Annotated in this window: 26 protein-coding genes and 1 pseudogene; 8 read left to right on the top strand and 19 right to left on the bottom strand. The window is 38.2% G+C overall.

Annotated elements, in window-relative coordinates:
• Positions 1-6: 6 nt before the first annotated feature.
• The gene (locus tag AC6HVZ_RS14020) at positions 7-1,587 is read left to right on the top strand and encodes a bifunctional metallophosphatase/5'-nucleotidase (RefSeq protein ID WP_497558796.1); all 1,581 of its coding nucleotides are present in this window, start codon (positions 7-9) and stop codon (positions 1,585-1,587) included.
• Between the two features lie 46 nt (positions 1,588-1,633).
• Here AC6HVZ_RS14020 and AC6HVZ_RS14015 read toward each other — a convergent pair whose 3' ends face one another.
• The 7 genes from AC6HVZ_RS14015 to AC6HVZ_RS13985 form a co-directional block, all read right to left on the bottom strand.
• A complete protein-coding gene (locus AC6HVZ_RS14015) occupies positions 1,634-2,386 on the bottom strand; it encodes a PepSY domain-containing protein (protein WP_497558795.1) in 753 nt (250 codons plus the stop codon).
• 82 nt (positions 2,387-2,468) lie between these two features.
• Positions 2,469-3,005 (bottom strand): PepSY domain-containing protein, encoded by a 537-nt coding sequence (locus AC6HVZ_RS14010; protein ID WP_497558794.1) that lies wholly within the window; start codon positions 3,003-3,005, stop codon positions 2,469-2,471.
• A gap of 632 nt (positions 3,006-3,637) precedes the next feature.
• Positions 3,638-4,669 (bottom strand): DUF1835 domain-containing protein, encoded by a 1,032-nt coding sequence (locus AC6HVZ_RS14005; protein ID WP_497558793.1) that lies wholly within the window; start codon positions 4,667-4,669, stop codon positions 3,638-3,640.
• Positions 4,670-4,700: 31 nt separating this feature from the next.
• Positions 4,701-5,303, bottom strand: a complete 603-nt coding sequence (locus AC6HVZ_RS14000; RefSeq protein ID WP_497558792.1) for a PepSY domain-containing protein — start codon at positions 5,301-5,303, stop codon at positions 4,701-4,703.
• 54 nt (positions 5,304-5,357) lie between these two features.
• The gene (locus AC6HVZ_RS13995) at positions 5,358-6,722 is read right to left on the bottom strand and encodes a HAMP domain-containing sensor histidine kinase (RefSeq protein ID WP_497558791.1); all 1,365 of its coding nucleotides are present in this window, start codon (positions 6,720-6,722) and stop codon (positions 5,358-5,360) included.
• Positions 6,719-7,411: a response regulator transcription factor gene (locus AC6HVZ_RS13990; RefSeq protein ID WP_497558827.1), complete on the bottom strand. Its 693-nt coding sequence runs from the start codon at positions 7,409-7,411 to the stop codon at positions 6,719-6,721. Before AC6HVZ_RS13990 ends, AC6HVZ_RS13995 begins: the two co-directional genes overlap by 4 nt.
• A gap of 50 nt (positions 7,412-7,461) precedes the next feature.
• A complete protein-coding gene (locus AC6HVZ_RS13985; RefSeq protein WP_497558790.1) occupies positions 7,462-8,025 on the bottom strand; it encodes a GNAT family N-acetyltransferase in 564 nt (187 codons plus the stop codon).
• 384 nt (positions 8,026-8,409) lie between these two features.
• Here AC6HVZ_RS13985 and AC6HVZ_RS13980 point away from each other — a divergent pair, with 384 nt between their 5' ends.
• Positions 8,410-9,048: a VOC family protein gene (locus AC6HVZ_RS13980; protein ID WP_497558789.1), complete on the top strand. Its 639-nt coding sequence runs from the start codon at positions 8,410-8,412 to the stop codon at positions 9,046-9,048.
• Positions 9,049-9,146: 98 nt separating this feature from the next.
• Here the strand turns inward: AC6HVZ_RS13980 and AC6HVZ_RS13975 are convergent, their stop codons facing one another.
• Positions 9,147-9,467 carry a thioredoxin family protein gene (locus AC6HVZ_RS13975; RefSeq protein ID WP_497558788.1) on the bottom strand — a complete coding sequence of 107 codons (321 nt, stop codon included), beginning with the start codon at positions 9,465-9,467 and terminating at the stop codon, positions 9,147-9,149.
• Positions 9,468-9,540: 73 nt separating this feature from the next.
• Entirely contained in the window at positions 9,541-10,356 is an 816-nt protein-coding gene (locus tag AC6HVZ_RS13970) for a DUF368 domain-containing protein (RefSeq protein ID WP_497558787.1), read from the bottom strand.
• 385 nt (positions 10,357-10,741) lie between these two features.
• On the opposite strand from AC6HVZ_RS13970, the gene AC6HVZ_RS13965 reads away from it, so the two are divergent.
• On the top strand, positions 10,742-11,038 hold the full coding sequence (locus AC6HVZ_RS13965; protein WP_497558786.1) for a DUF6442 family protein: 297 nt from the start codon (positions 10,742-10,744) through the stop codon (positions 11,036-11,038).
• 191 nt (positions 11,039-11,229) lie between these two features.
• Here the strand turns inward: AC6HVZ_RS13965 and AC6HVZ_RS13960 are convergent, their stop codons facing one another.
• From AC6HVZ_RS13960 to AC6HVZ_RS13945, 4 genes are all read right to left on the bottom strand, one after another.
• Positions 11,230-12,384: a CapA family protein gene (locus AC6HVZ_RS13960; protein WP_497558785.1), complete on the bottom strand. Its 1,155-nt coding sequence runs from the start codon at positions 12,382-12,384 to the stop codon at positions 11,230-11,232.
• A gap of 418 nt (positions 12,385-12,802) precedes the next feature.
• Positions 12,803-13,951 (bottom strand): acyl-CoA dehydrogenase family protein, encoded by a 1,149-nt coding sequence (locus AC6HVZ_RS13955; protein WP_497558784.1) that lies wholly within the window; start codon positions 13,949-13,951, stop codon positions 12,803-12,805.
• Positions 13,952-13,964: 13 nt separating this feature from the next.
• A complete protein-coding gene (locus tag AC6HVZ_RS13950; RefSeq protein ID WP_497558783.1) occupies positions 13,965-14,735 on the bottom strand; it encodes an SDR family NAD(P)-dependent oxidoreductase in 771 nt (256 codons plus the stop codon).
• A 13-nt stretch (positions 14,736-14,748) separates the two neighbouring features.
• Complete coding sequence (locus tag AC6HVZ_RS13945) at positions 14,749-15,900, bottom strand: thiolase family protein (protein WP_497558782.1); 1,152 nt, start codon at positions 15,898-15,900, stop codon at positions 14,749-14,751.
• Positions 15,901-16,048: 148 nt separating this feature from the next.
• Between AC6HVZ_RS13945 and AC6HVZ_RS13940 the strand changes: the two genes are divergently transcribed.
• From AC6HVZ_RS13940 to AC6HVZ_RS13920, 5 genes and pseudogenes are all read left to right on the top strand, one after another.
• Positions 16,049-16,204 (top strand): YfhE family protein, encoded by a 156-nt coding sequence (locus AC6HVZ_RS13940; RefSeq protein WP_497558781.1) that lies wholly within the window; start codon positions 16,049-16,051, stop codon positions 16,202-16,204.
• Positions 16,205-16,322: 118 nt separating this feature from the next.
• Positions 16,323-17,255 carry an ABC transporter ATP-binding protein gene (locus AC6HVZ_RS13935; protein WP_497558780.1) on the top strand — a complete coding sequence of 311 codons (933 nt, stop codon included), beginning with the start codon at positions 16,323-16,325 and terminating at the stop codon, positions 17,253-17,255.
• Positions 17,248-18,201, top strand: a pseudogene (locus tag AC6HVZ_RS13930) (ABC transporter permease). Before AC6HVZ_RS13935 ends, AC6HVZ_RS13930 begins: the two are co-directional and overlap by 8 nt.
• Positions 18,202-18,277: 76 nt before the next feature.
• Positions 18,278-18,457, top strand: a complete 180-nt coding sequence (locus AC6HVZ_RS13925; protein ID WP_497558779.1) for a hypothetical protein — start codon at positions 18,278-18,280, stop codon at positions 18,455-18,457.
• 234 nt (positions 18,458-18,691) lie between these two features.
• Positions 18,692-19,171, top strand: a complete 480-nt coding sequence (locus AC6HVZ_RS13920) for an SRPBCC family protein (RefSeq protein ID WP_497558778.1) — start codon at positions 18,692-18,694, stop codon at positions 19,169-19,171.
• A gap of 86 nt (positions 19,172-19,257) precedes the next feature.
• On the opposite strand, the gene AC6HVZ_RS13915 is transcribed toward AC6HVZ_RS13920, so the two are convergent.
• From AC6HVZ_RS13915 to AC6HVZ_RS13890, 6 genes are all read right to left on the bottom strand, one after another.
• Positions 19,258-19,704, bottom strand: coding sequence for a DUF5342 family protein (locus AC6HVZ_RS13915; protein WP_497558777.1), 447 nt, complete (start codon positions 19,702-19,704; stop codon positions 19,258-19,260).
• Between the two features lie 155 nt (positions 19,705-19,859).
• Positions 19,860-20,474, bottom strand: coding sequence for an ABC transporter ATP-binding protein (locus AC6HVZ_RS13910; protein WP_497558776.1), 615 nt, complete (start codon positions 20,472-20,474; stop codon positions 19,860-19,862).
• Complete coding sequence (locus AC6HVZ_RS13905) at positions 20,467-21,441, bottom strand: ABC transporter ATP-binding protein (RefSeq protein ID WP_497558775.1); 975 nt, start codon at positions 21,439-21,441, stop codon at positions 20,467-20,469. Before AC6HVZ_RS13905 ends, AC6HVZ_RS13910 begins: the two co-directional genes overlap by 8 nt.
• A 16-nt stretch (positions 21,442-21,457) precedes the next feature.
• A complete protein-coding gene (locus tag AC6HVZ_RS13900; RefSeq protein WP_497558774.1) occupies positions 21,458-22,312 on the bottom strand; it encodes an ABC transporter permease in 855 nt (284 codons plus the stop codon).
• Positions 22,309-23,301, bottom strand: coding sequence for an ABC transporter permease (locus tag AC6HVZ_RS13895; protein WP_497558773.1), 993 nt, complete (start codon positions 23,299-23,301; stop codon positions 22,309-22,311). Before AC6HVZ_RS13895 ends, AC6HVZ_RS13900 begins: the two co-directional genes overlap by 4 nt.
• Before the next feature lie 15 nt (positions 23,302-23,316).
• Complete coding sequence (locus tag AC6HVZ_RS13890) at positions 23,317-24,921, bottom strand: ABC transporter substrate-binding protein (RefSeq protein WP_497558772.1); 1,605 nt, start codon at positions 24,919-24,921, stop codon at positions 23,317-23,319.
• Positions 24,922-24,951 lie beyond the last annotated feature (30 nt).

Below are 24,951 nucleotides of genomic sequence, written 5' to 3'. Positions count from 1 at the left end.
AAGCACATGGGAAACAACACAGCAAAAATCACACTTTTATATACAAGTGATGTTCATGGAAACGCCATGCCAATTTTATATGGATCTAATGAAACAGCTGATATTGGGCTCACGAAATATGCGACCATTGTCAAACAAGTCCGGGAAAAAAATGAGCATGTGATGGTACTGGATAATGGTGATTTAATTCAAGGCACACCATTAATGACACATTATGTGAAGGAGCATACTGAAAAGGAAAATCCGATGGTCGGTATCATGAACCGCATCGGAATTAATGCTGGAGTCATTGGCAATCATGAATTTAATTTTGGAGAAAAAATTTTATCTGATGCTGTCGGGCAATCCAGCTTTCCTTGGCTTTCAGCTAATATTTTAGATGAAAAAACCGGGAAACCAAAGTTTGGCCCTCCGTATATAATAAAAACGCTGGATAATGGAGTGAAAGTTGCCGTTGTCGGTATAACAACACACTACATTCCAAATTGGGAATCACCTGATCACATTAAAGGGCTTCAATTTAATGATGCATTTTCCACCATTCAAAAATGGATAAAGCATATTTGTGAAGTCGAGAATCCAGATGTTGTGATTGCTTCCTATCATGGCGGATTTGAAAGGGATATTGAAACTGGTGAACCAACCGAAGCATTGATTGGAGAAAATCAAGGTTATGAGATTTGCAGGGAAGTCGATGGGATAGATATTTTATTAACCGGCCATCAGCATCGAAAATTGACTGGAATCATCAATGGTGTATTGGTTATCCAGCCGGGAAATAATGGAAGTAATTATGGAGAGATCAATATTGAATTACATTCAGACGAAAATGCTTGGAAAATCTTTGATAAGCAAGCAACTATTAAGACCTTGGAAAATGTAGAGTCAGATCCGGAAATCATGAACTATATGAAAGAATTGGAAGCGTCTACTCAGAAGTGGCTCGATCAGCCAATTGGCTATGTCGAAGGTGATATGACCATAAAGGACCCGCTACAAGCAAGAATCCAAAAGCATCCATTTATCGAATTCATTCAAAAAGTACAAATGGACGTAAGCGGTGTGGATATTTCGGTAACTTCCCTGCTTAATAATAGCTCTGAAGGATTTGATTCTGTCGTTACGATGCGTGATGTCGTTACTAATTATATGTACCCCAACACGCTGGTTGTCCTCGAACTCTCTGGTAAAGATATTAAAGATGCTTTAGAGAAAAGTGCGGAGTATTTTATCCTGGGAAAAGATGGAGAGATCGAAGTTAATCCTACCTATATTGAGCCCAAACCACAGCATTATAATTACGATATGTGGGAAGGAATTAATTACACCATTAACATAGCCAAGCCAATCGGTACCAGGATAGAAAATATAACTTATCACGGAAAAGCCGTTACAGAAAATGAATTTTACCATGTTGTTTTAAATAATTACCGTGCAACTGGTGGCGGAAATTATGACATGTTTAGAGGGAAAATGGTTGTCAAGGAAATTCAAAAGGATGCGGTTGAGCTGATCAGAAGCTATTTTGAAAAGCATAAAACAGTGCCAGCAACTGCAGTTAATAATTTTGTGATAAAAACAAAGTGAATTTCTTGAGAGATAAAAGCTGCCAGATAATTCGGCAGCTTTTCTTTTAATCGTCATCTATGTCAATATCCACCATAATGACTTCACCAGTATAAGCATCGATTTCAATTTCCGCTTCATTATCGCCATTTTCAATTTCCACTTCATAAATGAGATGGTCATTATCTTCATCAAGCTCCATTCCCTGAATATCACCGGAGAACTGGTTTAATGCTATACTTTTTGCCTTACTTTTACTTATAATCGCTTGTTTACCTCTCTTGACAGATGGTTTATCTGCCTTCACGGTTTTATCATCTGTGTTATTGACCGAAGCTTTTTCTGTTATAACCAATTTATTGTTGGATTCCGGTTCTTTAGTAGACTTTTCATTTCTCTTTTCTTGCTTTTGGGTATTACCTTCTTGTTTATTTAATTTTTCCACATGTTTAACATCTGCATCATCTGTAGTTAAAACCTTCTTAGTGAAAGTTGAACTATTAATCACTTTATCATCTTTGTTTTCCTTTTGTGAAATTACCTTTTCATAAAGACTTAAAACTTCACCTGTATTGCCATCCAATTTTAATTCGTATTCCTTGTCCTCAATTTTAATTTTTACCCGGTATATTGCCTTTTTGGAATCATTCTCTAACTCCAGTTCATTAATTTTACCTGGATATTGAGCTATAACTTTTTTACGAATATCATCTGAAGTAAGATCTGGCTCAGCCTGAACAGCTCCTATCTGGAAGAATCCCAATCCCAGAACTGCGGCAGCTATTAATGCCCCAATTGTTAAACCTAACTTCTTCTTCATTCCCACCTTCCCCCTTGCCTTTTTAACCTTTCTCTTCAAGCTGAAAGTACTGTAATAAAACTAGCAACAATCTAGTCATTAATTAATCATCAGCTTCTTCTAAATCGATTTCCATCTCCAATATTTCACCAGTTATCGCATCAATTTCAAAGTCTGCTTCTTTTTTTCCATTTTCAATTTCGATTTCATAAACGAGACGTCCATCATCTTCATCAAGCTCAAGACCTGTCATTATTCCAGTAAATTCATTTTGTGCTATTTCTTCAGCTTTCTCCATGCCGATTACATCACTTTTAGATGCATTCACATTTTGCTTTTGAATAGATTCAACTTTATTTTCACTTTCATTTTCCTTCAAAACTTCCCCTGTATTGCCATCTATCTTCAAATCATACTCCCTTTCATTACCTTCCACTTCCACTTCATATACCACTTTACCCATATCTTTTTCCAATTCTAATTCAGTAATTGACCCATCATATTGATCTGTAACCATTTGACGAATCTCATCTGTAGATAGTTTCGGATCTGTCTTTGCTGCATCTACTTGATAGATACCTAACCCGATAATAGCAGCACCAGTTAATGTTCCGACTACAATAGCTAATTTCTTTTTCATTCTTTTTTCCTCCTTGGTTTGTTGATACTTACATCATAACTAGGAAGTATGAAAGAACCCTGTGAGTAAGATTAGAATTTGATGAGAAAGTTATTAATGCTGGTTTGGTTGGAAGGAATCGTAACTAGAGTGGCTCTCTACGACCAAATTTAGCTGTAGCTGCTGGGGCGAATAGTCGAAGAAAACACCTATCATGGACAAAACTTCCTTTTTCGGAGACCATAATGTCCATGAGAACATCTATCATGGACAAAACTGCCTTTTTCGAAGTTCAAAATGTCCATGAGAACGACTATCATGGACAAAACTTCCTTTTTCGGAGACCATAATGTCCATGAGAACATCTATCATGGACAAAACCGCCTTTTTCGGAGACCATAATGTCCATGAGAACGTCTCTCATGGACAAAACTGCCTTTTTCGAAGTTCAAAATGTCCATTAAAAAAATCCCCAAAGTGAACTGAGGTTTACCGGATGAATTTTAAAAAGAGAACTAAGGTTATTAACCAATTTACCAGCGGTTCTCACCACTCATCAGCTAATTCTTCTATAGCTGATAGTCTTTATTATTGATTATTGATTAAATGACCGACATATTACCGATCTTGCAAAAGCAACTCGTCCAATCAAATCATCGTAATTTCACGCTATAAAATCGCATTGCTTTTGGAACACCTTCTATTATGAAAACACCATTTAATATTAACTGTCTTACCCTGTATTCCAAATAGCTGTCACCAACATATTGCTCTAAATCCCCGAAAACTTCACCGATGACACGTGCTGATTTTATAAATTCTTTATTTTTCTGTTGATTATGTAATTTCCCAGCTGATTTGATAATCAGATCATCATAATAGTCTTCCGTCACGCTGCAAATTTCCCCGTTCTCCCAAACTCGAAACACTTCTTGCCTGGTAGCTAACGCTTCCCATTCTTCTTCAAGCTTATTCCGCTCCTTATGAGATATAGGTTGAATTGATTTACTTTTTTCATAAATGAACCTTAATTCCTTTGGATCCATTTCACCTGAATGCAGTAGAAGATATTCAATGTCGGCTTGACTATAAAGGGCATTAAATGCATTTGTCGCATTAATTAACAGAATATCATTGCTCTTCCCTTGTAAAATATGTAAAGCAAATCTTACTCCTGTTTGCTCGTGAGCGTTTTCTCCAGTCCAAATGATAATAGGTATATTTTCCGGTAGTGAAGTGATTTCTTTGATGGAATCTGTTACGTGACTTTTATTCCTTTCTAATTCCTCATCATCAAAAATAAGATGGTTTTCCAGCCATTCATATCTTTGGTCAACCCCACTATCCTGATGCAATTTCCAGATCGGCCCAATAGAAAATATGGTCGATAATGTGATTACCTTTTCCTTTTCTTGTAAGTTCATAGCTTTTAAAGCCATTTTCAAACTTCCTGCTATGGAATCTCCGAATACGATATGGAACTTAATATAATCTCTTGCAGCAACTTTCGGCTTCGTTTTATAGTCAACTAGATCTTTATATATCTTACCCAGATCATTCACCAGCTGTTCTTTCGTGTATTCTGTTTCCTCCTGCATATCGACCCGAAGAAGGATTTGTAATAAAAGCGATTTTGCTTCTTCTTCCTCTAATCTTTTAACTATATTTTTCAATTCATTAACCAACCCGAGTCTACCTCCATCTGATAGCCTTTCATCAATTATCTTCTAAATCAATATCCACCATAATAACTTCCCCCGTATAGGCATCAATTTCAATTTCTGCCTCGTCCTCGCCATTTTCAACTTTTATATCATAAATGAGCCTGCCATCATCCTCATCCTGCTCCAGTTCAACCACTGTCCCCTGAAATTCATTTAATGCAATTTCTTTTGCTCTTTCTGTGCCGATTACAGCAGCATTAGACGAAGATTCATTACTACTATCTGCTTCATTTTTCTTTCCCTCATGATTAGCATCACTATTATTTTTTGTATCAGCTTGAGCATTTTTATCTTTTGCATTATTTTCACTGACCAAAGTCTCTTTCATATTCAACACTTCACCAGAAATTCTGTCCATGCGAATAACGTATTCTTTCCCGTTGTTTTCAACTACTACTTCATAAACCACCTCACTATTACCTGTTTCCAACTCCAGTTCTGTAATTTCTCCGGGATATTGACTTGAGATCAGTTCACGCATCTCATCTGTTGAAAGTTCTTGATTCGCTGTTGATGCACCGGATTGGAAAATGCCCCACACTAAAACAACCGCTCCGGCAATTGCTGCAATAATAATGACTGTTTTCTTTTTCAAGCATTTCCCTCCTTCTGCGGTTTTCTAAAGACCTCTATCATATTCCTTTATAATTCATTCGCTCACTTTCCCCAATGGCAATCTCAATGTAAACGTTGAGCCCTCACCCATTATACTGGTTACAGATAAATCGCCCCGATGTTCCTTCGTGATAGCTTTTGCAATCGCTAAGCCTAATCCGGTGCCACCTGTGTCCCTGCTTCTAGCCTTATCCATTCGGTAAAATCGTTCAAAAATTCGCTCCTGTTCTTCATCAGGTATTCCCTTTCCAAAATCTCTGACCTTGAAAACTGCTTCATTATTATGCTCAAAAATACTTACATTCACTTCATTTTTGCTATATTTTAAGGCATTATCAATTAAAATATAAATAATTTGTTCCAGTTGATCCCTGTTGCCATTTACCAATAATTTATCTACATTTTTTTCAAAATTTAATTCCCTCGAATAAGCACTACTAAAGGTACTCACAGTCTCCTCACATAGTTCAACAAAATTAACCAGTTGCACAGCTGATGTCTGTTTGTTTTTTGCCAGTGACAGCATCTGCTCCACCAGCTTTTGCATCCGATCAGCTTCCGAGTCAATTGCCTCGATAGATTCCTTAACAAGCGCTGGATTCTCGCTCCCTCTTCGCTCAAGTAACTGTGCATAGCTTTTCACAATTGATATCGGAGTCTTTAATTCATGGGACGCATCAGAAACAAAAATTTCCTGTTTCTCAAAATTATCCTTCAAATAGTCAATCATTTCATTAAATGTCTTTTCCATTTCATACAGTTCATCCTTGGATCTATTTTCCACATCAATTTTCTGCCATTTTGCATGTTCTGTATTTTCTTTCATTGTTTGAATTAATTTTTTTATTGGATTTAATAAAAAGCGACTTAACACCGCTCCGGCAACAACCGAAGGAATCAGCATAATTGCGGAGGCTACAACAAGTACATAAAACAGGGTTTTCATTGTTTCCCGAAAATCAATTAAATTATTGGATACTTGTAATGTGACAATTTCTCCATTATTCCATATAATTGGCTTGGAAATAACGGCAACACTTACACCATCCATTGGTGAAATAATAGCTTGTGATTCCCTTGTGGAATATTCTCCTTCTAACGAATTAAATGCATTTTCCCCTTTATAAAGCCATTCGATCGCCCTGCCTTCCTCTGTAAACACCTTAGCCATACCATTTGACGGTAAATAAGCATAGATTAACTCACTCGTTTCCGCTTCAGTGATCGTCTGGTTTTCAGCCAATGTTTGCACAAGAAGATTAGCTTGATCTGCCAGTTGCTCCAATTCACTGTCAGACGTAATTTTGTAGAATAAAAAATAAATTGACGTATTCACAAGCAATACCAAGACAAGCATAAATAGGCTTGAAAAAAGCTGTATTTTTATTTTTAATTTCATTCGTCCAGATCCTTGATCGTATACCCAACTCCACGAACGGTCTGGATATAGGCTACGTCATAGCCCTTATCGATTTTCTGACGTAAATAGCGAATATAAACATCGACTACATTGGTATCACCAAAATAATCATATCCCCACACCTGCTCAATCAGCTTATCTCTAGTCAGGACAATATTTTTATTTTTCAACAGACACACAAGCAGATCAAATTCACGTGGGGTAAGTTCAATCTGTTTTTCAGCCCGCTTTACTTCCCGTCTATTCATATCAACATGTAAATTTCCAATAGAAAGCTGTTCTCCATTTCCTTTTTTTACCTGCGGTGTTCTTAAATGTACTCGAATACGTGCAAGTAATTCTTCAATTTGAAATGGCTTTGTTATATAATCATTGGCACCCAGATCTAGCCCACTAACCTTATCATGAACCTCGTCACGAGCGGTCAATAAAATAATTGGTGTACTTGCATCTGTCCTTCTTATCCTTCTTAAAACTTCCAGGCCGCTTAACTTCGGAATCATAATATCGAGCAAAACCAAATCCCATTCTTTTTCTTCCATTAAGCGAAGTGCTTCCTTCCCATCAGCAGCAATTTCTGTTTTATAATTTTCATAATCAAGCTCTAATTGCAAAACACGGCTTAGCTTCCTCTCATCCTCTACGATTAGAATAGCTGCCTGCTCCATTTTATCCACCTGCTTTTTATTATGTCTGTATCTGTACAATATCATATGATTTATTTTACTCTTGCATAAATACATGTATCTCGTAATTCATCCCCGTCTACTGCAATTGAATCCTTATAATGAATTCCCTCAAGTGCATATCCTAACCGTTCAGGTACCCGTCTGCTTTTGAGATTTTTTGCGTCACAATGGATTTCCACCCTGTTTGCCTTCAGGTTTGTAAAAGCAAACTCAGTAATACCCTGAACTGCTTCGGTCATATACCCTTTTCCACTCTGCCTGCTATCAATCCAGTAGCCAATTTCAAATTTAGGCACATCCCAGTCCATCCGATGAAGGCCGGATGACCCAATAAATTCACCTGTCTCTAAACGAAAAATATGCAGACGCAAATTTTCACGTGTTAAAAATTTTGCGTGTGCCTCTCTAACATTTGCTTCTGTCTCTTCCAGCGTTTGGTCGTTTTGTGCAAATCGCAGCCATTTCTTGAGATCCTGTGTACTTTCTCTGATTGCTGGATAAATTAGTGCCCCATCTCCAGGAAGTGGCAAGCGGATTAATAATCGTTCTGTTTTAAATTCATGTGGAAATTCATAAAGTATGGGATTTTGCATATAAAAGCTCCCCTTCCCAATTTTTCTATAGTATATATTTCTTTTCATTATACTAAGAAGCCTATAAAATTACGATAAGAAACAAATAAAATTACGTGTTAAAAAGGAGGTTAAAAAGGAGCGAGAAGTTCGAGGCGGTGTAGTTCCCGGTACCGGAATGTATGCTTTTCATACATGAGGAATGGGCTTCTCGCTTGTTGTGCTGACTTCTACGTTCGACACAATAGCTTTTTTGGTACGGTGATCCTTGCATAGTCCTAGGGGTTTCGGTGGGGCGAGCTTTAGCGCAGTCCCAGGGCGTGTCGGTACTTAGTAGAAGATCCCTTACGATGTGTCATTTTTACCGAACTTTTTTTGAACATCCTCTAAAAAGGAGTTGATTCTATGCTGGCAATTGACCATATAATTATCGCTGCAAAAGATCCCGCAAAAGCAGGACATGATTTTGGTAAAAAATATGGAGTTACAACAATAGAGGGAGGCAAGCACGGAAATTGGGGAACGTATAACTACTTGGCCTATTTTCAAAATAACTGCTATATCGAATGGCTTGGTATCCTTGATGAGAATTTGGCTGCAAAATCAGATAATCCATTAATCCAGCAACTGGTAACGTCCTTTCATAAAAATGTGGAAGGGCCCATTCAATTTGCATTACGAACGGAGAACATGGACGAGTACGTCGCACATTTTGATGGATCACATATTTCTTGTACTGGTCCAATTCCAGGGAGCAGGAAAAGGCCTGATGGATCTACTTTAAGCTGGCGCATGCTTTTTCCAAAATCCAGTACAGAGGCAGAGCTTCCTTTTCTACTTGAGTGGGGAAATGAGAAAAATCTGCCGAATGATCAGCGTTTAATTAATAAACAACAGCTGAAAGCAATCACATGGGGCAGCCGATTAGCCAAGGAACAATTTAGGATGATTTATCAGCTGGAAATAAACAATGATTCAGTACAATTGGATAACGGAAAATTATATTTCAGCAAAGCAAATAATCTGACATTTACAATTGATTAATTAAAACCTGTTGATATTAAATGAGTATTTGAATACAAGGTTGTACTTCGCCTGCTAAATAAAAACGATCATTCAAATTAATGAATGATCGTTTTTATTTAGCCTAATTGCTGATGCAAGAATTCGGTAACAGACTCCGGTGACTTCGTATACGCACTATGTTGATGTGCCTTCTTCTCCCCATTTTGAAAAATTAGTACACTTGGAATGCCCATTACTTCATATTTTTCAGCAAGTCCTTTTACTTCATCACTGTTTACTTCATACCATTTATAGTTATTAAATTCCTTCAAAACGTCACCAATAAACATGTCCATTCGTTTACAATCTGGACACCAATCTGCAAAAAACTTAACGATAACTGGTTCTTCACTCTGAATAATCTCATTAAATTTATCTTCTGTTTGTATCTGTTCCATTTCATTTACACTCCTTTATTTAACCCTCTACAGTCATTGTAGCTATTTTTTGAGTACTTGTCTTATTGTTTGCTTATTCTTTATACTCCACTCTTCCTAGAATGTATGCAACAAACAGACCTGCGCCAAAAGTTATAACACTGAGAAGTAATAAGAATGTGCCCGTAGGCCAGCCAGGAAACACAACGAAAATAGATCCAATTACTAAACCGATAATGACAGCAAATGTCCCCGTGAAATAATTCGTTAAAAAGAAATTAATTACTTTACTCATAACAACTAACCCAACAACAATACCCAGACCCGTTACTGCAATGATATCCAGTTGAAGGTTACTAATAGCAGAAATGACTGTAGTGTATACACCAAGAAGCAATAGCATAAAGGAACCACTAATCCCCGGAATAATCATCGCACTGCTACCGATAAAACCTGAAAGGAAAAGTAAAATATAGGTTGATCCCGTTACATTTGCTATAACTGCACCTTCAGTAGGGTTAAAAAAGGCCATGGAAGCAACGATGATTACCCCAATAACCAGCAATAAAATATGCTTCATTTTAAATGTTTGCTTTGCATCTGCTTTATGAAATAAATAGGGCAGAACACCAAGAATTAAACCAAGGAAAAAAAACTGAGTTGGGCCCGGGAAATGTTCAAACAACCATTCAATTAAACTGGCTAATAAAAATATTGCAATGACAATTCCAATGCCAAGCGGGATTAAAAAACCTAGTTGTTTTTTCCAATCTTTACTTAAAAACCCGTTAATAGCCGCAATTAACCGATCATAAATCCCAAGCAAAACAGCGATGGTTCCACCACTTACACCAGGGACTACATCACTTGCACCCATCAATAAGCCACGGTATATATTTCTCCATTCCATTTTTACAAATCTCCCTTATGCTCCCAGATAATTATTTATCACATAGAGATAATTATACCAAATAACACTTGCATTTTATAGATAATTTTTCTATTACAATTATATTCAGTTGGTTAAGAGATCAGCATTTCCTTAAATGAAACTAATGGAATGGATTGAATTTATCCAGATTTGGACATGCACTGCGATGTCAATTGGATGGTGGCTATATTATATAAATTTAATTATAGTTTGTGTTCAAAAAATTGCATATCACTCTTTCTCAAATCGTTTGAATTTAATTTTAATAATTCTAATAATTGGAAATTTAAAATTGACAACAGTGCGATAATCACTTAAGATGGAAGTGTCAAATTGACTTATTAAGAATGGTGTAGGTGACAATATGAAAAAAGAAGAAATAAAAGCTGCGCAAAATGAAAAAATGGATGCTGGTCGCAAGTATGATAACGACTTTGCATTAGCATCTGTAGGGGCATTCGCTTTTATAGTCATTAGCCTTATGATTTTGTATAAATATGTTATCAATGAAAGCTACGGTGAATTATTAAGTTTATTGATTGGTATGGTTGGAGCTTTTTGTTATGGGAAATTTATTTCCACTTCTAATAAGTATTGGTTATTGGCAACGGCTATTTTACTTTCAGGAGCAGCCATCGTGTTTATAGATATGCTGGAGTGATAAAATGACAAAATTAACCCTTCACAACAATGTAAAAACAGTGCGTGCACAATAAAAATTAAGACAATTCGAATTAGCCGAAAAGACGCTTAGAATGAAATGGGTTCCTAAATCTCCAATCCTAAATTGAGCTTCGTTATGTCTATCTAAAAAAGGCTCGATCTGAACGGCAAATCCAAATTGGTCCGTTTTTACTCCTCCACAAATTCAATTTCAGGCATCCATTGTGACATATGTGCCTTTATTTCCTCATAATGACTGGCTGCAGCTGACAAGTCCTCATTTGTTATCTGATACATTGGTATAACTTCATAATCAGTATAGCCTTGATTGAATTTAACAAATGTCGGAATAAACTTTGGTGAATGGATTTTCACTTCGCTGCCTTGCGAAGACTTCTTAATAGAGAAACTTATAATTCCTCCAATTCGCTGATACAGATCCTGCTGGTTTGACAAAAAGTTTCCTAATGAATAAATGGCGAATGTATTATTACCATCCTTCCCCATAACCCACTCTACAGGCTGCAACACATGGGGGTGATGCCCAATAACAATATCAACTCCTTCATCAGCAGCAAACTGAACAAGCTCTTTCTGTGTTTCATTTGGCATACGTTCATACTCTTTACCAAAGTGTAAACTCAATGCCACCACATCCGCCTGTTCCTTTGCCATAGCGACTTCCCTGGAAATGCGATCCTTCTCGATCAGATTAACCAAATAATCTTTCCCCGAAGGTACAACAATCCCGTTTGTGCCATACGTATAAGACAAAAAAGCAATTGAAATGCCCTCTTCCGTCTCATATACTCGGAGTTTTTCACGGTCAATTTGGTCTTTATATGCTCCCGTATACATCATATCTATTGTTTCCCAATGTTTTATTGCATTTTGTATGGCCTTTTCCCCGCGATCCAATGTATGATTATTGGCTATGGAGACAACATCTACACCTGCATCCTTTAATGCATCACCAATTTCGTATGGACTATTAAAAGAAGGATATGAGGATAATCCCAATGCTTCTCCGCCAATCATCGTTTCCTGATTTGCGATCGTAATCGTTGAATCACTTAAATACGGCTTCACTTTTTTAAGCATTGTGGTAAAGTCATAACCGTCTTCAACTCGAGCATCATTATATACTGGTGCATGAATTAATACATCACCAATTGCTGTAAAAGTTATTTCCTGTTCGATTTCCTTGTGAGCTTTAGGTTGAATCATTACTGCTTTTGATTCATGTTCAGTAATTTGAATAACTTCTTTTTGATTTGTACATGCTGTTATAAATGCGGTAAAAATCAGCAGTAATAACAGACCCGTAATCTTCAGCTTCTTCATTTTCAGCTGCCCCTTATTTTTTTCTTTTATCATAACATAATGGGCAAAGAATAAGGGATGGAAAAGAATAGAACGAATAGACTTACTTGTAGAAGTATTCGATTTTTCATAAAGTGAAACTTCATTCAGTGGGGGTTTCCCTTCCTCCCCCACTGAATGTTAGTAACTCATGGCATGACCTAAAGGCCCTTGAACAGAATCAGGAAATTTACGGGCTGTTTATACCACAAGGGGATGACACAAGGCCCTCCCCAACCTTCACGTTTGGGATTTCTCACGCTTGGAGATGGGGGTATTACAGCCCGTTAATACGTGATAAATTGATGCTAAATCATTATCATTCAAATCGGACCATGAAGCTTTTTTGCAAATTATCTATGATATAATGATGGAAATCCTATCATTATTTTTTAATTGCTTACAACCCCATATTTTTCGCTATGATCATTTTCATCACTTCATTTGTGCCAGCATAAATTGCCGCAACAGGCACATCCCGGTATCTTCTTGCAATTTTATACTCTTCCATATAACCATAACCGCCATGCAGCTGCATACACTCTGAAGCGATTTGCTTTGCGGTATCTGTCAGCCAATATTTTGCCATCGATACTTTTGTTACCATATCTTTTCCCGCTATATGGTCTTCAATCAATGTTTCCAAAAAGGAATGCCCGAGCTCGACTTGTGTCGCCATTTCAGCTAACTTGAATTGCGTGTTTTGAAAGGAACCAATTGCTTTACCAAAGGCTTTTCGTGACTTTACATATTCCAAGGTCATTTCTACCATTTCTTCTGATGCTGCTTGCCCCGCAATTGCTACAACAAGTCTTTCCTGCTGCAGCTTTTCCATCAGATATCGGAAGCCCTTTCCTTCCTCTCCAATTAAATTGGCTGCAGGAACACGGATATCTTCAAAAAAAAGCTCGGCAGTATCCTGTGCATGCATTCCAACCTTTTCAAGCTTTCTACCACGTGAGAAGCCCGGCATCCCTGCTTCAACCAGCAGCACACTTATCCCTTTATGTTTAGGTTCTGCCTTTGGATCTGTCTTAACTACAGCCAAAATGAGATCTGCCTGTATTCCATTTGTGATAAAGGTTTTCTGACCATTTACAATATAATCTTCTCCATCACGGATGGCGGTTGTTTTTATATTGGCTAGATCCGATCCGGTACCTGGCTCTGTCATTGCAACTGCAGTAATATGTTTTCCTTCTACACAGCCTGGCAGCCAACGTTTTTTCTGTTCTTTTGTTCCATAGGATTCAATGTATGGTACAACAATATCTGAATGCAATCCTACACCTGTCAGGCTCGTTCCAATCCTCTCAAGCTCTTCCAGGATAATCACAGAATAACTAAAGTCAAGTCCAAGTCCGCCATAGGATTCTTCCACATGTGGACAAAGAAACCCCATTTCTCCGAGTTTCAGCCAAAGATCTTTCGGAATGAGTCGATCTGCTTCCCATCTATCATAGTTTGGCTCTACTTCATTTTCCAAAAACTTACGCAATGTCTTGCGAAAAAGTTCATGTTCCTTTGTTTCAAAACGATATTTTCCCATTTTATTCACCCCTCTATTTTGGCTGCATGCGCAGTGCACCATCGAGCCGGATCACTTCCCCATTCAACATCGGGTTCGTGATGATGCACTCTACCATTTTTGCATACTCGGATGATTTCCCAAGCCGATTTGGAAATGGAACAGTATCTCCCAAAGTCTGCCTTGCCGCTTCAGGGAGTGCATCAAACATCGGTGTTTCAAATAGACCTGGGGCAATAGCCATTACTCTGATTCCTATTGACGAAAATTCCCGTGCAAGTGGCAGGGTCATACTGACTACCCCGCCCTTAGATGCACTATATGCCGCCTGCCCAATTTGTCCTTCGAAAGCTGCTGCGGATGCTGTATTGATAATCACTCCCCGTTCCCCTTCTATATTCGGTTCATTTTTGCTCATATAAGCAGCAGCTACCCGAATAACGTTAAACGTCCCAATTAAGTTCACCTGTACTACTTTTTCAAATGCCAATAATTCCATTGTTCCTTTTTTGCTTAAAACCTTTCCTGGTGTAGCAATCCCTGCACAGTTTACTAACGCATTGACTTGTCTAAAATTCTTGATAGCTACGTTCATATTCTTTTCAACTTGATCTGCACTTGTAACATCCGTTTCCAAACACAGAACATTTTCTCCACCAAGTTCGTCAACTAACCTGTTTGCCCGTTCCTGATTCAAATCAAAAATGACTGCTTTTCCACCGGATGCAATAATTTTACGGACGGTCGCTTCTCCTAATCCCGATGCGCCACCTGTTACAATTGCTTTTAATTCATTCAGTTCCATCTGTGATCTCCCCCTATTTCATACGTTCTATGATTGTTGCATTCGCCATCCCCATACCTTCACAAATAGCAAGCAGCCCATATTTTCCATCAATGCGCTCCAATTCATGGATTAAAGAGACAAGTAATTTGGTGCCCGTGGCTCCGAGCGGGTGACCAAGTGCAATTGCACCACCATTTACATTCAGCTTATCCGGATCTGCTCCAATATCCTGTAACCAGGCTAATGGCACGGATGCAAATGCTTCATTCACCTCATATCTATCCATATCTTCCATTGATAGATTTGCCTTCTCCAAAGCCTTCCGGGTAGCTGCAATTGGCCCTGTCAGCATCAAAGTAGGATCAGAACCAACAACAGTTCTTGCAATAATCTTTGCTTTTGGTTTCAATCCAAGTTCGTCGGCTTTTTCTTTAGCCATTAAAAGTACAGCACTTGCTCCGTCACTCATTTGGCTGGCGTTACCTGCAGTAATTTTTCCATCTTCTTTAAAAACGGGTTCCAAGTTGGCTAATGCATCTGCGCTTGAATTTCCCCTTGGTCCCTCATCGATTAAAACGGTACTGGACGCCCCATCTTCCCTTGTTACTTCCACAGGTACAATTTCTTTCTCAAATCTCCTCTCACGAATTGCCCTTAAAGCGTTTTCGTGACTTTGCAGCGAAAACTTATCCAATTGTTCTCTGGTAAAGTCCCATTGATCGGCAATTTTTTCTGCAGAAATCCCTTGATTTACAATTTCATATTTAGCTGTCAGTTGTTTGCTTGGCATTGCATTTCCCATATTGGAAAACATTGGTGCCCTGGTCATACTCTCAACACCACCAGCAATAACAATATCCATATCTCCTGCAGCAATTGCCTGTGCCCCAAAGTGCACAGCCTGCTGACTCGAACCACATTGACGGTCGATAGTTACTCCCGGTACATGTTTTGGAAACCCAGCAATTAAAGCAGCAGTTCTTGCAATATTGCCGCCTTGCTCATTTACTTGAGTCACACACCCCAAGATTATATCTTCCACTGTACGTTTATCCACACTGGTACGTTTTATCAATTCCTTCAGGACAACAGCCGCTAATTCATCCGGCCGGTAATCTTTAAACATTCCCTTCCTTCGCCCAACAGCAGTTCTGCAGCCATCAACGATAACAACTTCGCTCATCATTACACCCCATATAGTTTGAATTTTTAGTTACCTTTAGTATACCGATAATTCTAAACTACTTAAAGTATCTTAGAAAGTTTTACTTTATTCTTTTCGGGAAGATAATACATAGAAAGCTAATTTTTTAAAGAAAGGATTTTTAGCAATGAAAAATAAACAATATCAACCTACTAAAAACAAACAACTGTCTGATGCACAGGAAGTCAAGTACTCAAAAGCTTTTAAACATGCTGATATTGCTGGAGACTATCGTAGACCACGAGTAAATGAAGCTAAAAATGAAAATCCAAACTTAAAATAGACTATATGTCGCATTACCGTCTTGCTCATTAAAAAAGTAAGGCGGTTTTTATGTTTATGAAACTTTTTATTTCCATATCCGTAATAATTAGTAGATTTAATAATGGAGTTTTATATGTATGTCAAAAGTTGCCATGGAATTAATTAATGTAAAGAAGAAAATTGGCAAGAAGGAGATAATCAAAGGCTTATCTTTTACCATTAATAAGGGAGAAGTATTTGGGTTTATCGGCCCAAATGGCGCCGGAAAAACAACAACCATCCGAATGATGGTTGGCTTAATGCAGCTGACTGACGGGGATGTGCGTATTTTAGGAAAAAGTATCAAAACTGACTTTAAAGAGGCCATTCGTGAAGTTGGTGCCATCGTAGAAAATCCTGAGATGTATCCATTTATGACTGCGATGCAAAATCTCGAGCATTATGCACGGATGATCCCAGGTATCACAAAGGAACGTATACAAGAGGTTATTGAACTAGTTGGAATGGAAAAACCGATCAAGGAAAGGGTCGGAAAATACTCATTGGGAATGAGGCAGCGTTTAGGGATTGCTCAAGCCTTGCTGCATAAGCCATCTATTTTAATTCTAGATGAGCCAACAAATGGACTGGATCCAGCTGGTATCCGGGAAATCCGGCAATACATAAGAAGCTTGGCCGAGGAAGAAGATGTTGCTGTTATCATATCCAGTCACCTGCTTTCCGAAATTGAGCTGATGTGTGACCGGATTGGAATTATTAAAAACGGAGAGCTAATGGCCATTCAGGCTGTTCATGACTTTACAGGCACTGAATCTACAGAGAAAAATTTAATTCAGGTGCAACTTGAAGCAACACCACAGAATAAGGCAATAAAACTGCTAAAGGAAGATTATGAAATAGAAGCAATTCCTACAAACGGTACTTTAGCATTCCAGACCGAAAAGGAAACAATACCTGCTATCGTTCAGACACTTGTCCAGCATGAATTAGCTATTTATCAGGTAAGCACAGCAAAAGCAACACTGGAAGATAAATTTTTGGATTTGATTGGGGAGAATCGAATTGGGTAATTTCTTTAAGTTAATTAACAATGAACTGATAAAAACATATATCCGAAAGTCAACCTGGATGATGTATATCATTTTGGCAGGAATTATTATAGGACTAGCGGTTCTGACAAATACCTTTGATGAGACTGATGATAAATATACAGGGGAAAACTGGCGCGAAGAATTACAGGCTGAAAATGAGCAGCTGACACAGGAAATGGAAGAAGAAGAGTTTATGGAGAATTTGAATTCCAGTTTAATTGCAGAAAACAATTACTAACTGGAAAATGATATTCAGCCCACAGGTTATGATACGTGGCAATTCGTTATGGAAAACCAATTGCTGCTATCTGTGGTCAGTCTATTGACAATCATCATTTCTGCAGGAATTGTAGCGAATGAATTCAGATGGGGAACGATTAAGCTTTTGTTAATCCGTCCAATTACAAGGACAAAAATGCTTTTGACAAAATACACAGCTGTTCTGTTGTTTGCCCTCTTCACTTTACTTTTTGTTCTGGTATTCTCCTGGATTACCGGTGCTGTTTTCTTCGGTGTAAATGGGCTTGATCCTCATGTCGTATTGGAAAAAAGCGGCGGCTACGACCATGTATCTGTTATAAGTGAGATTGTTTCAGGATATGGTTTCAAACTTATTAACTTAGTCATGATGGCTACATTTGCATTTATGATTTCAACTATTTTCCGAAATAGTGCCCTTGCGATTGGAACAGCAATTTTCCTAATGATGGCTGGAAACCAAATTGTGATGTTTTTCTCAGAACGCTCATGGGCAAAATTTATTCTGTTTGCAAATACAGATTTAAGTCAATATGTAAATGGCAATACCCCTTGGATTGAGGATATGTCCTTAGGATTTTCAGTTACAATGTTAATCATTTACTATTTCATCTTTTTATTTTTATCTTGGATTTTCTTCACAAAAAGAGATGTTGCCGGACAATAATATAGAAATTGGACAATGCGCATACTATAATAGTAAATAGTATGATATATTACCTTAAATTTTTGGAGTGTTTACTGTGAAGCGATATTTAACAGCATTCTTTATTGCCCTAAGCGGAGTAATCTTATTAGTTGGCTTTCGCATTAACTTCGAATGGAATGGGATTATATCTTGGGGGCTGGCGCTAATTTGTTTAATACTTGCTGCATATTTTACCAAGTACATTCCCAATGAGAAGAATAGTAAAAAGTCATAATTAGGAGGTTGCGGTAAAAACCGCAGCCTCTTTGTTAGTGTTCATAATCACTCTTAGTTTCTATACATTGAATTTAATTCTTCGTTTATTAAATTCCTTTCCTTCTTTCTTCTCTTTGCCTTTTTTTATAATTTTTACTCTATGCCATTTACATTTCGTTTTCCATGAACTATCTTGTAAACAACATAAATGTCAATTATTCTATTAATAGATGTTATTATTGGAGGAGATTAGATGCAAGTTAAAATTGATAAATCCGGTGAAGTTGCTGTTGCGGTATTCACAAGGCAGTTCTATTATCCAATTGATGAAGTATGGTCCTATCTAACAGACAATCATAAACTGCAGCAGTGGTTCCCCGAACTCGAAATGAAAGAATTAGAAAAGGGCAGTGAACTTCTTTTTGATATGCAGGATGGCAATTATGAGAGAATGAAGATACTTGAGGTTGACCCCAAGAATATATTTGCTTTCACATGGGATAAAAATTCCGTCCGTTTTGAACTGAAGCCTAACTCTTTCGGATGTCAACTGGTATTCAAGGAATATCTTCATGAAGTAACCGACCATACTCCAAAGGATCTGGCTGGGTGGCATGTTTGCCTTGAGGTAATCCAGGCTTTGCTTGATGGAACCACCATCCGTAACAGAAGATCTCTTTGGAACAGATGGTATTTGAAATATCAGGAGGAAATGGAAGAAGCGAGTTTATAATTTAGATGAATCTTTGTAATGATTGACATATAATTAATAAAAAAGCCCCGATCCACTTTAATCAGCGATCAGGACTTTTTGTTATACTATTCATTCAAGTGTTCTTTCATTTTCTCATGGACTTTCCTTTCTGCCTTTTCCACTCTTTCATCCTTCAGTTTTCGTCTTGGTTTTGGATGAAACCATTCTAATTTACCCTCACGAACCATGCCCTTAAATACTTCACCATCAATATTTAATTTAAATTGATGGGCATCATATGATTGATCCTCAAGCATTGGTGTAACTTCAATTTCATCCACATTCTCCAAAACATCATGTTCACCTAATAAGCGGCGAACCTCAGATTCAATCCAGTCTAATTGACTTTTATCAAGATCCTGCTTGGGATAGGGATGGAGCCATTGGATTTCATCTTCGTGGTAATTCCCTTTATACTCCTTGCCTTTCATCGAAAAACTAAACCGATTACGCTCATACGTACGTTTTTCATAAACCTTTTTCACTTCAAAATTATCAACCAATATAATCACCTCGCTAATTTAATAGTTACTTATTTCTTCCCCAATCCCCGATTATTTATTCCACATTTATATAGGATAGTAGAAATCTATTGTCATCGAAAGTATTTTCTTTCGGATAAAAGCACTATTTTCTTAATTAGCAATTAGAGAATTTCAAAAGTTTACTAGTATACATTACCAACAAGTTCATCAAAGTTTATGATGCGATCACTAACACGCTTGAGCAAATAAGGGTCGTGACTAATTGCCAGCATTCCAATATTCCGTTTCTCCACCAGTTGTAACACTGCATACCAAATTTGCGCCTGCGTAATTGCATCAAGCATTGTAGTCATTTCATCAGCAATCAAATACCTGGTCTTTGACCCAAGTGCACGTGCAAGACAAAACCGCTGCAGCTCTCCGCCTGAAAGCTCGCTCGGATAGCGGTTCAGCCACTCCGCTTTAATTCCTAAAGCAGTCAAAAGCTCAGGATCCAAATCTCCACCTTCCGCAAGGACTTTTTTCATTTTCCATTTTGGATTAACAACCTTTTCCGGAAGCTGCCAGACTAGCTGAACAGGATGCGTATTTTTTATTGGGTATGAATCACCATCAACTTTAATCGTACCTTCCATCTGTTTTTTTAATCCAGCAATTATAGCTGCCAGTGTCGTTTTACCAGTACCACTTTTACCATAAAGACCAACTACTTCCCCTGGATGAATGGCTAGGTTTAATTGCTTGAACAACCATGGATTATTTTGATATCGATAACTAACACCATTTACTTCAAGCATGAAAACACCTTACTATTCCACCCGAAATAGCTTTAACCTGTGGGCTTGTTTGTGTACAATATTTTGCAGCAATTGGACAACGTGGTTCAAAAGCGCATCCTTTTACAGCTTCACCTGGAAAGGGCTGTGAACCTTGCAGTGCAATAAAGTCATTTTGGGGCAATGCATTCCATAGTGCTTTTGTATATGGATGGCGCAGATTCTCGCCTTTTCCTGTGAAATCTTCTATATTGGCAATTTCTACTGTTTCCCCTGCATAGAAAACAGCGATTTTATCAGCAATTTCCAGAGCTGCTGTAATATCATGGGTAATAAACATGACACCCTTTCCATCACCTGCAAGCTGTTTAATGTAATGAATCGTTTCACTGCGTGCATGCTCATCCAGCCCGGGTGTTGGTTCATCGGCTATTACAAGCTTTGCTTCACTAACCATTGCAGTTGAAACAAGCACTCTTCTCGCCATTCCTCCTGATAATTCGAATGGATACATATCTCCCGTTTTTCTTGATAAGCCAACCTTTTGAAAGATTCTTTCCTGGATCGATTTCTTATCCTTTCTCTTTATAACTGATTGAACCTGTTTACCTGCTTTCATCAATGGATCCAGCGCATTCGTTGATTGTGGGATCAACGCAATATCCTTTCCTCGCAGACGGTTTTGTTTCTCCCTCGTCAATTCTTCTTCTTCAAATTTTAGGCTTCCTTTTACATCGGCATTTTCCGGTAAAATTCCGAAAATGGCATCTGCTAGTAGACTTTTCCCCGAACCACTAGCACCAACAACAGCAACAATTTCTCCTTGATGAATCTTCAGATTAAAATCGTGGATCACCTGTATTCTCGTTTCACGCAATCCCTTTTTATATTGCCGAAACGCAAGAGAGAGATGATTCACTTCAAATAGCGGAATTTCATTTTCAGCAGATATTGGCGATTGTGATTTTTCAATGTGATGTAAACCCATCATCCCTCATCTCCTTTTAAAATTTTTGACTATGAAAAGGATCAATTAGTCTGCGAATATTGCGGCCCAACAGATCAAAAATACCTACCATAACTAACAAGGACAGACCTGGGAAAAACGCCAGCCACCACATTCCTGTTGTTAAATAACCCATCGATTCTGATAATATAATTCCAATTGCTGGTGTTTCAGCCGATAAACCGAATCCCAGGAAAGTAATTGCCGCTTCATGCAATATAGCATGTGGAAATAATAAAATAAAGCCAACGATAAGCTGAGGAATCAGATGTGGCAGTATATGATGTCGTGCAATCCATAAACGGGATTTCCCCAAACTTAGTGAAACTGCCACATAATCCATGTTTTTCAACTGCAGAACTTCCGCACGGAGCAAACGTGTCAAACTGGGCCAGTGTGTTAAAGCAAGTCCAATCACAACCCCTTTAAATCCACCCCCAACGACAAATGAAATTAAAATCAACATAACGATATGTGGCATGCTGAGAAAAAGATCAATTAACCATGTAATCACAGCATCCATCACTTTATTCACTGAGGAGAGCAAACTTAGGATAAGTGCAATAATCGTACTTATACATGCGGCTGTCAATCCCACACCAAAGCTTAAAGCTAGCCCATTAAGCGTACGGGCCAGCATATCCCGTCCCAGCCAATCTGTGCCAAAAAGATGGGCAAATGATGGGGGGATATTTCTAAGTGGCAGATTCACCACCAGCTTTTGTGCACCAAACAATACACCACTTAGGATTATGGCAATCAGCAATAAACCCGCAATAATTATTATAGTAAGTGTCCTCCGCCTTAAATTCCAGCTGCTGCTACACTTATGATTCATTGTTCTCTCGATCATTGGACTTCTCCCTTTCTCATCCTTGGATCGATTAGCTTATACAATAGGTCGGCGAGCAAATTACCAGCAAAAACAAACAGTGTGCTAAATAAGACAATCCCTAATAATAGTGGTACATCTCCGCCTAGCCCTGCTTGTACAACAGCCTGACCGAGTCCCGGATAGGAAAATACCTGTTCAGCTAATATTGCCCCACCAAAAAGCTCTCCAAACGAGGCAAAATGCAAGGAAATTGCCGGAAGTGAAATATTTCGCAATCCATGTCTCCATAACAAAGAAAAGTCCTTTTCTCCTTTCGCTCTGGCAAACCGGACAAACTCACTATGAAGGATTTCAACTAATTTTTGCCTTGTGTGCAATGCTACATTAGCTACACCTACCATACTAAGTGTCAAAGCAGGAAGAAATAAATGTCTTGCCCTCTCCACAAATGTTACGTCTTCAGCAAGAATACCTGCTGGTGATGCAAGTCCGACCGGAAACCAGCCAAGCGACACGGAAAATAACATTAATAATAATAATCCCAGCCAAAAAGCTGGTGTTGATGCAAGCAAAAAACAATACCCTTTAATGATTCGATCAACAATTGTACCTTCACGCATTCCGGCAGTTATTCCCAATAGGAAACCAAAGACCCCCGACAATACCCAGGCAACCCCCATTAACACAAGAGACATAAGAAATCGTTCGGCAATTACATCAGCAACGGAGTCACGATAAATTAATGATGTTCCTAGATTTCCTTGAAGGACAGCTTTTCCCCAGCTGAGAAACTGCTCTGTCCTCGATTCATCCAATCCCCAGTACGTGGCGATGTTTTCCCGTTGTTCGGGACTAACCCTTGTCATGTCAGCTCCTACATAGGTTTGAACAGGATCAATCGGAGAGTAGCTTACAAGCAAAAAGGATAGAATACAGATTGTAATAAGTAAGGATACTAGCTTTGCAAATTTTGTTAGGATATATAAACCAATTCGCTTATATTGCAATTTCTCCCCCTCTTTCTATTCCTTCCAATGCCATTTTTCAATAAAGTCTGTCACAGGCCATCCATGACCATGTGGTTGAATTTTCTGGTCACCAATTTCCAGGTTATCATTCACATAATATAGATGGGTCAGATTCACAAGCCATACCCACGGAGCATCTCCTTGTACGGAAAAGCCCGTTTCACCATCCCATTGGGCCTTTTTCCAATACACATTCGCTTCTTCCGGTGATGTTGCATGCATTGCTTTACGCATATATTGATCTACAACAGGATTGGAATAATAATTGGAATTATAAAATCCCTGTCCTCTTGTTTCACTACTGTATAAATTATAAATTTCAAGTGGGTTGTGACTTCCCCAACCCATCATGACCGGATTGGAATATATTAATTTTTCTAATTCATTCCAGCTTGTACCTTCTGTTTTAACATCTATTCCTAAAGGTTTTATCATATCAGCAAATGCAATCGATAATGATTGGCGAATTTGATCCCCTGCTGGATAGAGTAAAGTGAATGATGCTGCTAGTCCATTCTTCTCTCTGATTCCTGATTCATTTTCCATCCAGCCGGCATCCTCTAGCATTTGCTTTGCCTTTTCCAACTGATTATCTGTTATTACTGTGTCTGGATTCCACCATGGCAAGTTATCTGCCGCAGTAAATGCTGGCGTTCCATGACCCTCCAGTACACCTTCTACCAAGGCATCTCGATCCACTGCACTATTAATGGCTTTTCTTATAGCTACATCAGATGTTACATCATTACCAATAGGATAACCGTCCTCTGTTTCTTCACCCGCTGGTATATATGGAAACATAATCCCTCTATTATCCACGCTTTTCAGTTCAACTAGATCCATTCCGGCAATAGCCTCTTTAGCGAAGGTCGGTGGTATAGATACGACATCTGCTTCACCTGACTTGGCGGCAGCAAATGTAGCATCTTCTGACAAAAATAAGAAGGTTAGTTTTTTAAAGTAAGGCTTTTTTCCATAATAATAGGGGTTTGCTTCCACGATAAGCTGTTGACCTTTATTCCATTGAACTAATTGAAATGGACCTGAGCCAACTGGGTTTTCATTATATGAATCATCATACACATGCTCTGGTACAATGCCAATAGTTGTAAGTAGATAGATGAATGTGGATTCCGGTTGTTTCAAGGTAATTTTAACTGTCTGTGGATCGCGCTCTTCAATCCGATCCATATTACTCAAATCAATGATAGATCCACTTGTTTTAGCTGTTTCATACGTAAAAACAACATCCTTAGCGGTTAGATCTTCACCGTCTGAGAATTTCACATCATCACGAAGCTTAATCGTCCATTCCAGGCCGTCCTTACTTATTGTATAATCCTCTGCTAAATCACTTTGCACATTTAAATTCTCATCATACTTCAGTAGTGTACTCTGAAACAGTGGTGATCCATATTGTCCCCAGCCTGTTGTAGGGTCAAACCCCTCGCTAGGTTCCCCGCCAATAGCTAAAACCAATTCATCTGTCTTTGTAGCTGTCGATGTAGATGGTTGTTTGTCTTTTTCCGAACAAGCACCTACTATGCTTAAAAAAATAAAAACCATACCTAAAACCAACAGTTTATTCCAATGCTTCATACATAATCCCTCACTACTTATTAATTTATA

Source organism: Oceanobacillus sp. NCCP-135 (assembly GCF_059698015.1).
This window is presented reverse-complemented; position numbering and strand designations above follow the sequence as displayed.

Bases quoted from the DNA above. Each gene is read 5' to 3' on its own strand.
- AC6HVZ_RS13940 (WP_497558781.1), top strand. From the start codon at position 16,049: ATGAAAAATAAACAATATCAACCTACTAAAAACAAACAACTGTCTGAT.
- AC6HVZ_RS13945 (WP_497558782.1), bottom strand. From the start codon at position 15,900: ATGAGCGAAGTTGTTATCGTTGATGGCTGCAGAACTGCTGTTGGGCGA.
- AC6HVZ_RS13905 (WP_497558775.1), bottom strand. From the start codon at position 21,441: ATGGGTTTACATCACATTGAAAAATCACAATCGCCAATATCTGCTGAA.
- AC6HVZ_RS13890 (WP_497558772.1), bottom strand. From the start codon at position 24,921: ATGAAGCATTGGAATAAACTGTTGGTTTTAGGTATGGTTTTTATTTTT.
- AC6HVZ_RS13900 (WP_497558774.1), bottom strand. From the start codon at position 22,312: ATGATCGAGAGAACAATGAATCATAAGTGTAGCAGCAGCTGGAATTTA.
- AC6HVZ_RS13960 (WP_497558785.1), bottom strand. From the start codon at position 12,384: ATGAAGAAGCTGAAGATTACGGGTCTGTTATTACTGCTGATTTTTACC.
- AC6HVZ_RS13965 (WP_497558786.1), top strand. From the start codon at position 10,742: ATGAAAAAAGAAGAAATAAAAGCTGCGCAAAATGAAAAAATGGATGCT.
- AC6HVZ_RS13970 (WP_497558787.1), bottom strand. From the start codon at position 10,356: ATGGAATGGAGAAATATATACCGTGGCTTATTGATGGGTGCAAGTGAT.
- AC6HVZ_RS13950 (WP_497558783.1), bottom strand. From the start codon at position 14,735: ATGGAACTGAATGAATTAAAAGCAATTGTAACAGGTGGCGCATCGGGA.
- AC6HVZ_RS13910 (WP_497558776.1), bottom strand. From the start codon at position 20,474: ATGCTTGAAGTAAATGGTGTTAGTTATCGATATCAAAATAATCCATGG.
- AC6HVZ_RS14015 (WP_497558795.1), bottom strand. From the start codon at position 2,386: ATGAAGAAGAAGTTAGGTTTAACAATTGGGGCATTAATAGCTGCCGCA.
- AC6HVZ_RS13920 (WP_497558778.1), top strand. From the start codon at position 18,692: ATGCAAGTTAAAATTGATAAATCCGGTGAAGTTGCTGTTGCGGTATTC.
- AC6HVZ_RS13980 (WP_497558789.1), top strand. From the start codon at position 8,410: ATGCTGGCAATTGACCATATAATTATCGCTGCAAAAGATCCCGCAAAA.
- AC6HVZ_RS13935 (WP_497558780.1), top strand. From the start codon at position 16,323: ATGTCAAAAGTTGCCATGGAATTAATTAATGTAAAGAAGAAAATTGGC.
- AC6HVZ_RS13990 (WP_497558827.1), bottom strand. From the start codon at position 7,411: ATGGAGCAGGCAGCTATTCTAATCGTAGAGGATGAGAGGAAGCTAAGC.
- AC6HVZ_RS13975 (WP_497558788.1), bottom strand. From the start codon at position 9,467: ATGGAACAGATACAAACAGAAGATAAATTTAATGAGATTATTCAGAGT.
- AC6HVZ_RS14020 (WP_497558796.1), top strand. From the start codon at position 7: ATGGGAAACAACACAGCAAAAATCACACTTTTATATACAAGTGATGTT.
- AC6HVZ_RS13995 (WP_497558791.1), bottom strand. From the start codon at position 6,722: ATGAAATTAAAAATAAAAATACAGCTTTTTTCAAGCCTATTTATGCTT.
- AC6HVZ_RS14010 (WP_497558794.1), bottom strand. From the start codon at position 3,005: ATGAAAAAGAAATTAGCTATTGTAGTCGGAACATTAACTGGTGCTGCT.
- AC6HVZ_RS13955 (WP_497558784.1), bottom strand. From the start codon at position 13,951: ATGGGAAAATATCGTTTTGAAACAAAGGAACATGAACTTTTTCGCAAG.
- AC6HVZ_RS13985 (WP_497558790.1), bottom strand. From the start codon at position 8,025: ATGCAAAATCCCATACTTTATGAATTTCCACATGAATTTAAAACAGAA.